The organism is Pedobacter africanus (genome assembly GCF_040548825.1).
GTDB classification, from domain to species: domain Bacteria; phylum Bacteroidota; class Bacteroidia; order Sphingobacteriales; family Sphingobacteriaceae; genus Pedobacter; species Pedobacter africanus_A.
Genome location: NZ_JBEPSL010000002.1, coordinates 1 through 15,750 on the forward strand (window position 1 = coordinate 1; position 15,750 = coordinate 15,750).

Here is a 15,750-nt window from a genome sequence, read left to right on the forward strand (position 1 = left end):
ATGAAAGATCAGTTGAACTGGCCCATGAAATGATTGCTGAAGGTTATGCAATTGAAGAAATAATCAAATTGACCAAGCTAACAAAAGAAGAAATTCTTTCCCTGGGAGTGTAAAATAAACCGTGTCTCTAGCTTTTACCCTCTTTCATTTCATGCATCGTTTTTTCTACTTTCTCAGATGCTTTTTCTGAATACTTTGCCATAACAGTTTAATTAAGAAATAGTGATTTATTTATCGCTATTGCACCAATACCTAAGCATACAATGCTTTTGAATGATAAGAACAATTCAGAATATAATTGGCTCAAAAAATTAAACAATAATCAGCGCTCGATTGTTTTTTATTATCCTATTTCATGTCATAGCAAATTCAAGGCCCCATGATGAAAACTGTTCTCGCTCACTGTTCAATTTTGCTTTTGCCTGTAATGTTACTGGCTTTAGCTTCCCCGGCGCAAACCATTAAACGCCTGGACACGAAGCACGTTAGTGAAAGCGAACTTACTACATATATCCGGCAGCTTATGGATACTGCAAAGGTTACCGGCCTTGGTATTGCCGTTTTTAATAACAATAAACCGGTTTATTCCAAAACGTTTGGTTATGCCAATTTACCTGACAAAAAAAGGCTGACACCCAACGCCTACCTTTACGGTGCATCTTTTAGCAAAGCGGTTTTTGCATACCTTGTTATGCAACTGGTTGGCGAAGGCATCCTGAACCTTGATAAACCATTGGTGCAGTATTTACCCAGGCCCTTACTCTCGTATACGTTTCCTGGAAAATTAAAGGACTACCGTGATCTGCAAGCTGATAAACGGTACGAAAAAATTACTGCACGGATGTGTTTAAGCCATACTACCGGTTTTCCTAATTTCCGCTGGTTTGAACCCGATAAAAAACTCCGCATCAAGTTTAAACCAGGAAGCAGGGTAAGCTATTCTGGTGAAGGAATGTACCTGCTGCAGGTGGTTATTCAGGAAATAACGCATACAGATCTTGAAACGCTGGCCCAGCAAAGGGTATTTAATCCCTTAAAAATGTTTAATACAAGCTATAAGTGGCAACCGGCTTTCGAAGATGAACTGGTGGTTGGCCATGATGCCGATGGCAATACCATTGATTTCCCCCGGCGTACTGATGCTAATGCGGCCGGATCTATGGTCACTACATTGGACGATTACATCAGGTTTTATACCGCCCTGTTGCAGGGCAAAGGCTTAAAACCTGTACAGTGGAAAGAAATGACCAGCCCGCAGATCAGGATACGTTCTATTAAACAATTCGGGCCATTATCCTGGAAAGACAGTACGCTGAACGATAATATAGAGCTTGCCTACGGCCTGGGTTTCGGAATCATCCAGACGCCTTATGGCCGGGGCTTTTTCAAAGAAGGCAATGACCGGGGCTGGGGCCATTACTCAATTGCTTTTCCAGAGAAAAAAACAGCTATTGTGATCATGACAAACTCCGACAATGGGGAAAGTATCTTTCGTGATCTGCTGGCTTATGCCATTGGTGATATTTATACACCGTGGTACTGGGAAAACTACATTCCCTGGAACGAGAAACAAGCAAAACGTTAGAAATAATTAGTTTTTTGAGCATCCAATTCTGCAAGATTCAGATAATTTTCACGCTGCCAAACATTATTCTGTTTGCTTATCCAAAACTCCCTCAAACAAAATCCTATTCTAAAAAACATAGTCATTTCCGGACAGGTTCCGGAAATGAAAATAGTTTTGTTAACTGAGAAACAAGGGCTTAGGTTTGCCATTATAAAACCTATAAAATTGGAATTAACCAGCAGCATTGCTAAACCAAAGCAACAGAAAAGAAAAGCCAGAAGAAAGCCGCGCCGCAGAGATGATTTCTTGTGGAAGGCAATTGTTGAGGACGTATCTGAAGACTTCCTGCGGTTTTTCTTTCCAGAAGCGGATGCCCTTTTTGATTTTAGCAGAAAATGTGAGTACCTGGACAAAGAATTTGACCCTTTCTTCCCGTACGAAGAAAATGCGGCAACAGTACGGTATGTAGATAAACTGATTAAGGTTTATCTAAAAGATGGAACTGAAAAATGGATCGCAGTGCATGTGGAGGTCCAAAATCAGCGTGGCAAGGCAGACTTTAGTTCCAGGATGATCCGGTACTGGTACCTAATGAAGGAAAAGTACAATGTATCGATTACCGCCCTTGCCATTATAACGGGGAGCAATAAAAAATTCAGGCCTAAACCTTATGTTGATGCATTCTTAGGTACTAAACTGACTTACGAATACAACGTTTATTCAATACTGGATCAGCAGGAAGCCGTCTTACAAGCTAACCCTAACCCATTTGCTGTTGTTATCCTCGCCGCGCTATCGGCCATTAGAAAAAAGAAGGTAACCGACCTGGAATTAAAAGCCATAAAACACGAACTGAACCGAGAGCTGACAAAAAGAAAACTTGATGTAGTTAAACACAAAGGCATTATGAATTTTATTAAGTACTATATGAATTTTGAAAACCCTAAAATGATGATTACTTTTGATAGAGAACTTCAAGCATTAACCGGAAGAACTACCCCTATGGGAACTGAAGAATATTTACTACAGAAAAGAGAGGCCGAGGGCCTTCAAAAAGGCGAGGCCAAAGGCCGCCACGATGAAGCTGTGGAAATTGCCAGTGAAATGAAAAAAGATAAATTTCCAGTCGAAACCATTTCAAAGCTGACTAAGCTTACAATCAAAGAAATCGAGGCGCTTTAAACACAAACTCCAGTTACTTTTACCTAGCTAGGCAAAAGCCTTTGATGATATTTTAAATGAATTGGGTAGAGGATAACTATCCCATAACAATTTACTCTTTTGTTTAATTTACAATTAAGAATCAGTATCTTCATACAAAGCTAACTAGTTCAATTAACCCTCAATCTACTATCATTATGGCAGATCAGTACAAAGCTATCGGCAGTCTCTACGCAGACATCTACTCTACCATCGAAAAAGGCGAAAAGAAACAGGGAAAAATCAACCGCATTCTTATGGGGTCCTTTGTCAAACTACTCCCCGATGAAACAGAAAAATGGCAAAAGGTCTTCGCTTTTGATACAGAGGGCTGGCTGCAGAAAAAACACCTGATCAATCAACCGGGCCTGAAAGTATTTTATGCAGATGTGGGTCAGGGCGATGGTGCTTTAATAGAAGTTGGAGGTGATCAGGCAGGCATAAAAATGCTGATCGATGGCGGGCCGGGAACCAACCTGTTCCGTTACCTGCGTTATTACCAGTATAAATTTGCCTACAACAATGGCCAGAAAACCCATTTTGACTTGGTGTTTATCAGCCATTTCGACAAAGACCATTATGAAGGGCTGATACCGATCCTGAATGACGATAACTTTAGCTTCGGAACCATTTACCACAATGGTATCGCCAAGTTCGACAGTGACAAAGCGAAACGACCTCCGGAATACAATACCACGCTGGGGAAAAAGATAAAAAAAGACAGTAAGCCTTACCTTGTAACAACCTTCAACACACTGGAAGACCTGAACCGGCTGAAGGATCATGGCGGTATGCAGGAGCTTCAACAACGCTTTTTAAATGCAGTTAACACCGCAAAGATTGAGGGCAGATTACAGGATTTCAAACGACTGGATCACAAAGACACTTTCCCGACCCGGGAAATCAACGGGCAGCCATTTGCAATTGATGTACTGGGCCCGATACCAACCCGGTTAAGCGGCGAGCTGGCTTTCGATTTTTTCCCGAACCCGGAAGGCAGTGACTCTGAAAGCCATACAGTAAACGGTCACAGTCTGGTGTTAAAGTTAACCTATGGTACACGAACCCTTTTATTCGGCGGAGATCTGAATATACCGGCAGAAGAACATTTGCTTAGCCACTATGGAGCGGAGAATCCATTTGAGGTTGATGTAGCCAAATCCTGCCATCACGGAGCTTCTGAGTTCACAATTGATTTCATGGCGAAAGTGAATCCCCTGGCTACGGTCATTTCCTCGGGCGACAACAATACGTATGCCCACCCACGAGCGGATGCAGTAGGCTGTTCAGGCAAATACTCCCGCTCAAAATGCCCCTTAGTATTCTCTACAGAACTGGCCAGGTCTACTGATATAAATACATCAACAATCCGCTATGGGATGATCAACCTTCGCTGTGATGGTACACGCATGATCATGGCCCAAATGCTGGAGAGCATTCAAGGGAAAAACGATGTCTGGAATCTCTATGAATGGCAATTAAATCCCTAAGTAAATTTTAGAATATGCTCATTCATTTTTGAAATAAATTTATCTCAAAAACTGTAAACCCATGTTATTAGAAGACAAAAAAAGATCTCCGGCTTAAGCCGGAGATCTTTCCAATTCTGTTAAGTTAAGAGGGGGGCAGGGACTTTTGGGTTCTTCCCCACTAAGTAATCAACACCTAGTTTTTTACCAGCACCTTCAGCACTTTACCGTCTGGTGCGTTAAACCTGATACCTAAAAGTGCAGCAGCGGTAGGTGCTATATCTTCAAGAGAAACCCCTTCAACAACTGATCCTTGATCGATGCCGGGTCCCACTGCTATAAAACCGGTTTGGATTTCAGGAATATCAGGAAAATAGCCATGTGCCCCGCCTTTGGTTGGGCCGAGTACAGGCCCCGAGTCCTTGTCCTGGATGTACACCCCTTTAACTGGAGCCAACGCGAAACTTGCATGTGGATCAGCCCCTATTTTATCCAGTTCGGCACGCTCCACAATTCGGAAAAGCGATTTGTACTCATCAGAAAGTTCAGCCAGTTTTTTACGCACTTTAACCAGTAGTGTTGTGTCTTTCTGGTTTTTCAGGTGGAAAAATGCTGCACCGCCCGCTGCCTGAAATTTAGCTACAGGTTCTTCAACACCAACCTCACTGTCAATACCAAGTTCCTTAAGCCACACATTTGGTGCAAGCACCCTATTGATGTCTACAAAACCATGATCGCCGGTTACAATTACGGTAGTACTGTCCTTTATACCGGCTTTGATCAGGGCATCCAGAATGTTGGCTACCGCATGATCCGCAGAAGCCAGGGCCTTTAACACGCCTTTACCCCTACGCCCCTCTTTATGCTGGGCACCGTCAACGCCTACGATGTGAATACTTAGAAATTCGGGCTTGTATTTACGTATGATATACGCGGCCATACGGCTGTTGTTTTCATCCATGGTTAAGTATTGCAAGTTCAAATCATTGATCTCTGCCTTACCGATGGCATATTCTTCAATTTCCGAGAAAAACCCCTTTGGTGTTGCAAATTCCCTGATGGCTGATCTGCGGTCAGACATATCACTGGACGACCAGATTTCAGGGAGATTGTAGTCAATTTCGGCACCAACGGAGATTGGCCAGGAAACAGATGCCGACTTCATTCCCGCTTTTCTCACGGCTTGCCATAGCGTTTCCGACTTAATCTTGCGGCTGTCAGTCGTCCACTCGTATACTCCTTTTTCATTCGGCATGGTATTGTAAGTGATGCCATGATGTACCGGGAGCGCACCTGTGATCAGCGTGGTGTGTGAAGGATAAGTCACGCTTGGAAAAATACCCCTCACTCCTTTCGAATGTGCCCCTTCCTTCACCATAGCCTGTAAGTTTGGTGCAGGCCAGCTGTTATCCAGATAAAAATCCGGTCTAAAGCCATCAATGCTGATCAATATAACATGTTTGGATGTCTGAGAAAATGCCGGCAGGATCAATGCAGTCAAAACAACCAGCAGTATTTCTTTTATAAAATTGGTTTTCATTACAATTCTTTAGCTTTTTCAATTCTGTAAGTACTTTTCTGGGTATGTATGCGCCCATAACGATCCTTTGCACGCACTTCTATGCTGTGAGTGCCGATCGGCAGGTCAGTTGCAATTGCTGTTCTCCACAAATGTGGACTGTCTGTTGCATTGGTAGGCCTTCTGCCAGCAAGCAATTCTTCAGAGGTGTCCCAGGGGTGCAATTCTGCCAGGTAAGCGGGATCAGCGGCACTTACCGGGGTCATTTTTTGCCATTTGCCATCATCAATCCTACACTCCACAAGATTTGTTTGATGCCCCATGAAGAAATTCGCATAAATACCAGCCCTGGTGTTTTTCCCATGACCAACCACTTTCGGATGAAATACCTCAATCTGGTAAGATTTATCCTTACCAGCCACTTTGTAATCGATCACATATTGACTTCCTTTGAAATGAATGAATGCGTAACCTTTAGGTGTGCCGTCGCGCATGGTTGCAGCAGGAACACCTTGTTCGTTCAGCTGACCGGAGTACCAATCGCCGGAAGTAGTCCCTGCGTTGTATTCGTGATGCGGTTGCTCCTGTCTCCAACCTTCTGCTGTACCATAGAAAATTTGCGATTGCGTATGCATATGGGCAGACAATGAAAGCGTATTTGGAAAATCCTTTAAAAGGTCGAACAATCGTTGACGGTCTTCACTACGAAATGTATCGCCGTTGCGATGTTCTAAAGGAATGTGAAACGCAAGTACAACCAGTTTGTCTTTATCTACAAATTTTAAGTCATTTTCTACAAAATCCAGTTGATCCTTACGGAAACCACCCAGATAACCTTTTCCTGAACGGGGATTAGGGTATAGAACATCATCAAGAATGATGTAATGGACCTTTCCATAGTTGAAGGCATAATTAGCCGGACCGAAATTCGCTTCGTAAGTTTCATCTGATAAAGAATCGGTCTTGACATCAAAATTCATATCATGATTACCAATCAGGTTATACCAGGGCAATCCAATTTTTTTGACTGCTTTGATGTAAGGCTGGTGTAAGTTCAGGTCGTTACCCACCAGGTCACCCAGACTTAAGCCGAAGGCCACTCCTTTAATTCCTGCTACTTCCCGGATGATCCCTTTCTCGAAAAATTCCAGCTCACGAGCCGTGTAAGGCTGAGGGTCGCCAAAAATTAAAGCTGTATAATCATCAGTCTCCTGTTGTGGTAATAAAGCAAAATCTACAGATTCAGGCAGTGGGCCTGTAGGCTTTACTCCCTTAAACTCCAATGTAGCCGGAGAACCCTGTGGTTTATGCAGATAATAGAACTTTGGTAAATTATCTCGATTCAGGGGTACTTTATAGCCCCTGGGTTTGATGACAAAAATGCCGTTGTCCTTTCCTACTGGCAATTCATACCAGCCCTTTTCATCTGTTAAGGTCACCTGAACCCCATTACTTACCGCGACCTTCGAAATCCCTGTTTCCTTACCGTCTCTTCTGCCATTGTTGTTGACATCATGATAAACGAAGCCTTTTACCCTGTCCTGTGCATGTAGCCCCGTGCTGAAGAGGGTGGCCAATGCCATTAATTTTAAACTTTTCATGATTAAAAAATAGTTAGAATCTTAATTGATGAAAGGCATGATACCTGCCGCCGTTTTGTGCTGTATCAAGACCTTGTTCATATCGTGTTTCATAGTCACAACGCCTGTGGCTGTGTTGATCTCAAAATCATCCATTTCCCTGTTTTTGGGAATGAAAGCAGGAATAACAGCCTGGCTATGTGCCTGGGTCACATTGCTATTCCCCAGTTGCTCACGTTCGGAAACCGGGAAGCGGATACCCAGATCCGTCATGCGCCTGCCTTCGGCGATGAAGATCTCTTGTCTCATCAGATATATCAGGTACAAAAGATCGTCTTGTGTATTTGCCGCATCGATCTCAGCAGCGGTGACTTTTGTTCCGGAAACCTGATAAGCCGTAATATTGCCAGCCTGCCTGTTGTAGATGTACCCTTCTTTTTCAGAAGAAGCTGCATCGAACTTCACCTTCATGGCCGTTAAAGGATATACCTTATTACCTCCATTGCGTGTTTCAGCCTTGTCGCTGATACTGGTTGTCATCCTTTTTGATACACATTCTGTCAGCATCGCTTTCAAGGCAGTCCGGGCACCACTCAGGTTATTCGCCGAAGCCATAACTTCGGCAAGGATCAGGTAGGCCTCTTCTGCTTTTGCGATAGCAATGGGTTTTTGATCCAGTGCAGCAGTTGCATTGGTATTAAAATACTTAGGATCCAGGAAATCCAGTCTCGGAAGCGGCGCAAAAGGATTATTGCCACTTGTAGTATAGATGTTGCCCTGGAAATTATTAGCAGGTCCATTGGTCGTCCCATACATTACCTGTCGCAGTAACAACGGATTTTGGAGTGCAGTAGTTGCTTCTGTAAGCGCCTGTTGTGCGTTACCCATGCCATAATAAGCACGGCTCCTCAAAAGTGCACAAACCAGTCGGTCGTTAGCCGCAGTGAACAAAGACTGTGCTTCGTTGAGCAGGGTAATGGCTGCATTGCGGTGTGCATCTGGAGAAAGCACCTCTCCTAGCGGCCTGGCAGGCATGCCAACAAAAAGGTCGGCACTCAAAAGATGGGTGTACGCTTTATACATCAACAGTTCAGCTTTTTGCGCAGGAGTCGAACTGGCATCGGCAGGAAAAACCTTAGTCAGCCCATAGTCACACATCTCCATCGTACGATGAATGCCGGCCTGCAGGTTAGCAACATCCTGATCAAAGAAATTGATCTGAGGAATGTCAAACACCTTGCTGCTGGAAGTATAATTATTGAAATAATTATCGGACACCAATTCCGTAAATTCCGTATTGGAGCCAACCATCACACTCATTTGCCGGCGCATGCCGTCAGTCCATTCCACTGAGGAGTTCCCGGAACCCAGAAAACGGTCTTCACCAACATTAGGGTTTTCCACCTCTACCAATTCGCAGCTGCCCAGCACCATTACCATTACCACCAGGGGATAAATTATATTTTTTTTCATCATTGTGAACATTAGAAATTAACTTTAACAGAACCTAAAAATTGACGGGGTGCAGAATAGGTAGCGTAAGAAACACCACCTGTGGTTGCGCCACCTTGTCCCTGCGCACTACCGCTTGTAGTATTTTCCGGATCAAAAGCAGAAGAAGCAAAATTTAAAGGATTGACAACGCTGAACCCTATGGTCAGGTTCCTGATCGCCTTACCCAGCTTAGGTCCATGGAAGAGATAGCTTGCACCGATAGTCCTCACTTTTATAAAATCTGTTTTCTCTACGAACATGTTGGTAAAGTTCAACCAGTTTGTCCTGCCATTCTTATCGATCTCACCCTGAGGGATTCCTTCATTGCCGGCTCCATAGTTGAAGCGAAACTGTTTGTCCCAATTACTTGCATAGGCTCCCGACTGGTAGTCCGCATTAGCGAACAGGTTGAAATCCTTAAATTGGAAGTTTAGGCCCATGCTGCCATACAGGTCGGGAATAGTTGTCCCAAGGTATTGCAAAGGTGTCGTCGAATTCATTACCCCATCAGCGCCAAAAGTACCAGAACCTGCACGAATGAAACCAACAGGAAAGCCTTCCTGGACTACTGTCTGAATCGTACGCTCGCTGAAGCCGTTCAAATTGAAAGGGGGACTGCCCATTGAGCTCAAAACCCTGTTGTAAGAGGTATTTGCCGACAAATTCAGGGACAATGACATGTCTTTTGTTTTTAAAGGAGTACCATTGATGCTAAACTCCAGGCCGCGGTTGAGAATTTTGCCCACATTCCTGATTGTGGCAATTTCACCTGTAGACGGGGTAGCTGGTACTGTAAATAATGCATCTTTTGTAATGCTATGATAAAATCCGGCTGATAATACCAGGCGGTCCTGTAAAAGCCCAAGATCCAGGCCAGCCTCTAAAGTGCCCGTTTTTTCAGGTCTCAGATCAACTTTTGGTGTACCAAAGGCAGCGCCGAGTGCGCCCAGGTAACTGGAGAAGTCTATTATCCGCTCATTTCTGAACGCCGGAGGAAAATTACCTGCCAGACCATAACTTCCTCTCAACTTCGCCGAGGAAATCATTGGAAGCGCAGCAGTGAACCAGGGTTCTGCTGTAGGGATATAGGCAAACCCAACTTTCGGATAATATTGTACGCCCACATCCTTTCCAAAAGCACTGTTCCCATCTCCACGTAAACCAAGATCAATAAAAAATTTATTCCTGAAACCAAAATTTTCCTGTAAATACACCCCGTAGTTGACGACCTCTGTAAATACCTCATTGGAAGTAGTAGCACCAACTTTTCTGATGTCCCGCATGCCGTCTCTCACATTGGTGCCGTTATACGCCACCTGACGGTCCTCATTACGAAAAAGCTGGCCTCCAAAGGTTGTGACAAAAGAGAAATCCCCCAGTTCAGCCTTATGCTGACCATTTAATTCCAGGGTTAAGCCCCAGTATTTTCTGTCTGCATTGCTGATGGTTCCGCCAGCCGTGCTTACATTTCCGGTGGTATGTGTGATATACTGGTTGGTGGTAATTATCTTATTTCTGGTGTTACGATAATCAATACCACCGACAGCCTTAATTGCCAGGTTTTCGATCGGACGATAGTTGAAAGTCTGCGAAGTCTGGAAACGGTTCACCACAATTTCATTGTCCTGCAGGCGTTCAGCTTCCCTCACATAATCTTTCAATGACTGAAAATCAGCTTCACTTAAATCATCGATCAATGGATTTTTAACTGGCCCACTATTTTTTGATGCTCCGCTCTCCAGGAACCAAAGTCCGGTATACCCTCCCTGGTTACCATTTCTACTACGCTTGAAACTGTTGTTAACAAAAGTAAAGCTACTTTCATAGGTCACCTTATCACCAATATTTGCCCTGAAACCCGAACGCATATCGATGCGCTTATTGGCATTCTGTTTCATAATCTGCACACCGGAGCTGTTGAGGTAACCACCGGTGAAGCTGTAGCCGAGACCGCCTTTGCTGCCACTGATGCCGACATTATACTTCTGGAAAGTTCCGCTTTCAAAAAGCATGTCCGTTGTTCTCTTGAAATGTAGAAAATCATCTGTCGACACTTCAGGTCCGGCTTCTGCATTTAGCGTAATGGCTGTACGTTCCGATCCGCCTTTTTTGGTGATGATCTGGATCACCCCGTTTGCTGCATCCGAACCATATAAGGTTGTGGCCGCACCACCATTGATATATTCTATCTTCTCGATGTTGTCCATGGGGATATCTGCAAGTGCACTCACCCCCGCTCCAGAGGCCGAACCACCGGCCAATGTAGCAGGTGTATTCAGATTATCCATCCGCACCCCATCCACGTAAATTACAGGTGTAGAATTCATGAATGCAGAAACCACACCTCTTGCACGTATGATAGAAGTAGAACCAGCTTGTCCGCCAGTCAGTCTGATCTGTGCATTAGGCAGTTTGGCCTGTAACAACTGATCTATACGGCTACCGGGGGTCTTTTCGATATCCGCACCGCTGATGCTGACCACATTGGTAGAAAGACGACGTTTGCTGACGGCAATACCCTGACCGGTAACCACGACTTCATCCAGCCCCAAATGATCTTCTTCCAGCTGCACATTCTGACTGATCGTGGCAGCAGCGCGCGCGATGTTGAATTCCTGGGTTTTATAACCGATATAGGAAATTACAAGCGTAAAAGCAGCTTTATCTTCTTTAACAGAAAGACTGTAAGTACCATCAATATCGGTCTGCGTACCAATGACAGTGCCCTTTACCTTTACGCTGACCCCGGGAATCGTTTCACCGGTTCTTTTGTCTTTTATGACCCCGGATACTATGGTAGGTATCAGGTTTCTGATCGGATTGATGATGATATACTTGTCGCTGATTTGTTTGACCTCAATGTTTACCGCGCCCATTACCTCGCTTAAGATTGCGGCAACAGATTTTCCTTTTGCATTAATGGTAATTTTCCTGTGTTGCATGGCTTCTATGTTTTTGTAGCCGATGACAAAATTACTTTGCTTTTCAATTATGCCTATGACATCCTTAATTGGCATTTCCCTGGCAGACAGATTGATCCTTACCTCATGCATGGACTGTCCTGAGATCGGACCTGCATAGATGAGCAGGTTAGAAAAAAACAGAAGGGCTATCGTTAACTTCATTTTTAGGTTAAATAAGGACCATAACGGGTATTTGCAACCCGGGTAAAATTTTTGCATATTTGTTTTGTTTTTAATGTTTTACGAATTCATTGAAATACCGGTGCGCTGCTACAGCACATCGCCTGAAACCGGAGATGTTAGCGCATATCCGGTTTTTTTGTCCTTTCTTTTACATATCGTCTTATTTAATGGTGATTTGTTTGTTGCTATAACCAAACTCTCTTTTGGTAAGCTGGGTCAATATCTCTAATACAGATTTCATAGATTCCTTGTTGAAGCGAATGGTATATCTGTCCTCGCTGTTGGCATAGCTAAGGTCTTTCACATCCAGGTTATAGAAGCCTTTCAGTTGTTCGGCAATATCCGGTATTGAAGCATTGTCAATGTACAGCTTGTTGTCCTTCCAGGAAGTGATCAGCATGGCATCCTCGGTATTCCGTTCAAATTTCCCTGTCTTTTTAAAAAAGCTGATGGTCTGGTTGGCAACCATATGGTCTGCCAGCACCATTTCTGCTTTGTCCTTCGTTTGCGTCACCCTCACCAGGCCAGTCAGCACGGAAACCTTTATCCTCTCCCTGCTGGGATAAGCACTGATATTAAAAGACGTTCCCAATACCTGCGTACAAAGCTGGCCGGATTGAATGAAAAATGGCTTGCGGGGATTTTTAGCTACCCTGAAATAAGCCTCGCCTTTTAGAACAACTCTTCTTTCTTCATTATTATAATTTCCGGAAACCAGCAATTCAGTTCCGGTATTCAGCACCACCACCGTCCCATCTGTCAGTGTTACTTCCTTACGTTCGGCAGCAGAGGTGCGGATCAGCCTTTCTGTTGTCTGAACCGGATCTGCGCTGAAGTAAAACCAGCCGGCAAAAACAGTCATCATGCAAATACAGACCGCCGGCGCCCAGATGTGCAGCGGTATTACTTTTGGCTTTCGGCTTTGACTTATATCCCGTGTGTTCGGATTCGAAACTTCAAGTGTGTCGTACCAATGATTGACAGCGTCCACCTCAGTTGAGCTAGCCTGATCATTTACATATCTCTTCAGGATTTTTTTGAGTTCCTTTTCTCTTTTATTTTCTACCATCCCTATACTACACATCACAGAACAGGCCAGGTAGTACTTTAAGAGATTGTTATCAAAACATCAAATCATAGTTACTCAGCACAGTAAGTGATGCAATGATGAAAATGATATTTGGGTCTGAATTGTATTTACCTAATCTGAACCTGATCCTATTGAGGACATCTGTAATATTGTTCTTTACGGTCTGTTCTGAAACCGATAACCGCAGGGCAATTTCACGGATGGATAAATGTTGCTCCCGGCTAAGTCGGTAAGGTAGTTGCAAGCGGTCAGGCAAGCCGCTCAATTCGGCATCGACGACACGGTGTAATTCCTTCATTAACAATCCTTCGTCAGACTTTACAGCAGCAGGATAAGCGAGCATCTCTTCCAATACCTCCACACCTCTAAGTGCAATCCCCGATCTGCTGAAATAATTGATAGAAGCATATTTAGCCGATCTGTAGAGGTAGGAGGACAGACGTCCCTGGTCATCACAACGGATATCCGAGCGGTTCTTCCAGACACTTAAAAAGATCTCCTGAATGATGTCCTGTGCTTCTTCAGTATTTCTGATTTTTGAACAGACATGCTTAAAAAGATCCTGCCAATACCTTCGCGTCAGTTCTGCGAAGGCCTCATGATCATTTAAGTGGAGAAGCGCAATTAAATCCCTGTCAGATAATTCTTTCATAATCTGACACAAATGTATTCACGCATTATAAACTGTACATTAAGCGAGATTAATGTTAAAGTTGTGCGGAGTTAATAGCGGGTCATTTAAATCCGGCTTGCCTGTATAGCTATTTCTGTACAAGACACTGCCAGCTTTTACTCCTTACCGGATTGCAAGAATAAGACCTTCTCCCCTTTTAATAAGTTATTTGTTGAAATTTGGATTAAACCAGGCCATTGGAATATCTGCTTCAAAGAACTCTGCATTTGAGCGTATCCGGTGCAGCATCCTTCCTTCTTTAACAAATCCAAGGCTTTCATATAAACTTATTGCTCTTGAATTAGATTCCCGCGCAATTAATTCAACCCTAAGAATATCATTTCTATGTGCTGATACAAAATCAAGGAGTGCCTGAAAAAGTTTTCTTCCCAAACCTTTTCCCTGATAAAGTGAGTCAACTGAAATGGTCAATTCACCCAAAATATGTCCAAAAACAACCGGTGCTAATTTATAACAGTGGATTTCTGCAACGATCCTGTTATCATTAAGTTCATCTACCATGACGAATTGGACACCCCGCTCCAAAGACTTCTCAGTGAAGTCTCTAATGTAATCCATTGTAATTTCATTTTCTGCTCTGGCCAAACCTCCGATTGTCTTGCTAACAGTTTTGTATAAATCAAAAATTCCATCAAGATCTTCAATTTTTGATCTTCTTATCAAATATTCGTTCGTATTCATCAAATTCCTTTGGGATAAATTTATAATTCTAAACCTTCTCTTTACAGGACTTTTTCAACTTTGACATACCTGCTCTCCATATCATCCAAAATTCTTCCTATGTTAGTAGAAGACAACTCCCTTAGAAATACTGTCCTTGAATAAGATAACGATGAATTTTGACAACATAAAAAACGAGAAACAAAAGATAATAAGCCAAATGTATTCAGACCTCGAGAATACAAAAGAACCTGAACGATATTTTACTGATCAAAATATCGAAGAATGTTCTGCGGACTTAGATAAGTATGTGGAATTGTTATCTAAAGCTAATCATCAGCAAAAAGAAATTTCCAAAAACATAAAATGGATTTTTAAATCTCTATCTACTTTCAAAGAAGAAAATGAAGATCCAGAATTTCTCTGGGGATTTATCTACAACGGATATACGGTTGAATTAACAGATTTTATTTTAAGCACTGCTTTTGAATTTGGGCTTGAAAAAGCTAAAGCTAAAAACATAAAAACAAATATTTTTCACATAAAACACAATCCGCATTTTTTAGATACTTTCAGAATATACATTGGTTCTACTTCAAACAGTGGTGTTGTTTTAGAATATAAGAAAAAGAAATCTTGTTTTGAGTTTGTAGAAAACCCGTATGGAGAAACTTATGGTATTCCGATATTTAATTTAAAAAGCAATCACGATTATTCGGAACTATCATTTGACGTGCTTACGGCAGGGGCTTTTAAAACAATTAACCTTAAAGCACAAAAGGCCATTGACAAAGTTTTGTTGAAAACAATTTGGAGTATAAGCCAAAAAAATCCTTTTACAAATCTTCCCGAACCCGATTTCTGCAACATTGAGATAGAACTGAGCAAAGGTGTTTTAACTCATTTAAAAACACTGAACTACGACAAAAAAAACAAAATCATCAATATGTTCACTAAAGGTTCTGGAATACTTGCTCTTGTACAAGAACTTGATGCAACAGGAGGATTTCAAAGTAGTGATAATTTAGCTCCACATCCCGAAATTGTGGATGAAAAATTTGTAATTGTAGATGCTGTTCCGGATTGGAAATACTATGAAATTCAGCAATTAGAAATTAAGGATAATGTTGTTTTTGTAACAACCAAAAATCAAAAATGTGAATATGAAAATAAAAATAATTTCAATGTTGTGTGTTCTGAAATTGAAAGTAAAACACTAAAATACGAAGTAAAAACCTATGATTTTATGCTAGAAATTCTTAACGACATTCTTCCATCAACAGAACCGTTTAAATCGCGATTTGAAAGCTAAAAACAGCAATTTAACTCAG

The 15,750-nt window shown here is 42.6% G+C and carries 11 protein-coding genes; 4 read left to right on the top strand and 7 right to left on the bottom strand.

The features are described from left to right. Positions 1-427: 427 nt before the first annotated feature. The 3 genes from ABIE26_RS10270 to ABIE26_RS10280 all read left to right on the top strand — a co-directional run bounded on the left by ABIE26_RS10270 (position 428) and on the right by ABIE26_RS10280 (position 4,257). Entirely contained in the window at positions 428-1,585 is a 1,158-nt protein-coding gene (locus tag ABIE26_RS10270) for a serine hydrolase domain-containing protein (protein WP_310143397.1), read from the top strand. Between the two features lie 207 nt (positions 1,586-1,792). Next, positions 1,793-2,749 (top strand): hypothetical protein, encoded by a 957-nt coding sequence (locus ABIE26_RS10275; RefSeq protein WP_310143396.1) that lies wholly within the window; start codon positions 1,793-1,795, stop codon positions 2,747-2,749. Between the two features lie 176 nt (positions 2,750-2,925). Continuing rightward, on the top strand, positions 2,926-4,257 hold the full coding sequence (locus ABIE26_RS10280) for a ComEC/Rec2 family competence protein (RefSeq protein ID WP_310143393.1): 1,332 nt from the start codon (positions 2,926-2,928) through the stop codon (positions 4,255-4,257). 175 nt (positions 4,258-4,432) lie between these two features. On the opposite strand, the gene ABIE26_RS10285 is transcribed toward ABIE26_RS10280, so the two are convergent. From ABIE26_RS10285 to ABIE26_RS10315, 7 genes are all read right to left on the bottom strand, one after another. Continuing rightward, the gene (locus tag ABIE26_RS10285) at positions 4,433-5,776 is read right to left on the bottom strand and encodes an alkaline phosphatase family protein (RefSeq protein ID WP_310143392.1); all 1,344 of its coding nucleotides are present in this window, start codon (positions 5,774-5,776) and stop codon (positions 4,433-4,435) included. After that, positions 5,776-7,356 (bottom strand): calcineurin-like phosphoesterase family protein, encoded by a 1,581-nt coding sequence (locus tag ABIE26_RS10290; RefSeq protein WP_310143391.1) that lies wholly within the window; start codon positions 7,354-7,356, stop codon positions 5,776-5,778. Before ABIE26_RS10290 ends, ABIE26_RS10285 begins: the two co-directional genes overlap by 1 nt. Before the next feature lie 21 nt (positions 7,357-7,377). Then, positions 7,378-8,811: a hypothetical protein gene (locus ABIE26_RS10295; protein ID WP_310143388.1), complete on the bottom strand. Its 1,434-nt coding sequence runs from the start codon at positions 8,809-8,811 to the stop codon at positions 7,378-7,380. A gap of 8 nt (positions 8,812-8,819) precedes the next feature. Next, positions 8,820-11,954: a TonB-dependent receptor domain-containing protein gene (locus tag ABIE26_RS10300; RefSeq protein WP_310143387.1), complete on the bottom strand. Its 3,135-nt coding sequence runs from the start codon at positions 11,952-11,954 to the stop codon at positions 8,820-8,822. Between the two features lie 181 nt (positions 11,955-12,135). Then, a complete protein-coding gene (locus tag ABIE26_RS10305) occupies positions 12,136-13,044 on the bottom strand; it encodes a FecR family protein (RefSeq protein ID WP_310143385.1) in 909 nt (302 codons plus the stop codon). 52 nt (positions 13,045-13,096) lie between these two features. Next, on the bottom strand, positions 13,097-13,717 hold the full coding sequence (locus ABIE26_RS10310; protein WP_310143382.1) for an RNA polymerase sigma factor: 621 nt from the start codon (positions 13,715-13,717) through the stop codon (positions 13,097-13,099). 186 nt (positions 13,718-13,903) lie between these two features. Next, on the bottom strand, positions 13,904-14,440 hold the full coding sequence (locus ABIE26_RS10315) for a GNAT family N-acetyltransferase (RefSeq protein ID WP_310143378.1): 537 nt from the start codon (positions 14,438-14,440) through the stop codon (positions 13,904-13,906). Positions 14,441-14,591: 151 nt separating this feature from the next. Here ABIE26_RS10315 and ABIE26_RS10320 point away from each other — a divergent pair, with 151 nt between their 5' ends. Continuing rightward, positions 14,592-15,731, top strand: coding sequence for a hypothetical protein (locus ABIE26_RS10320; RefSeq protein WP_310143376.1), 1,140 nt, complete (start codon positions 14,592-14,594; stop codon positions 15,729-15,731). The last annotated feature ends 19 nt before the right edge of the window (positions 15,732-15,750 follow it).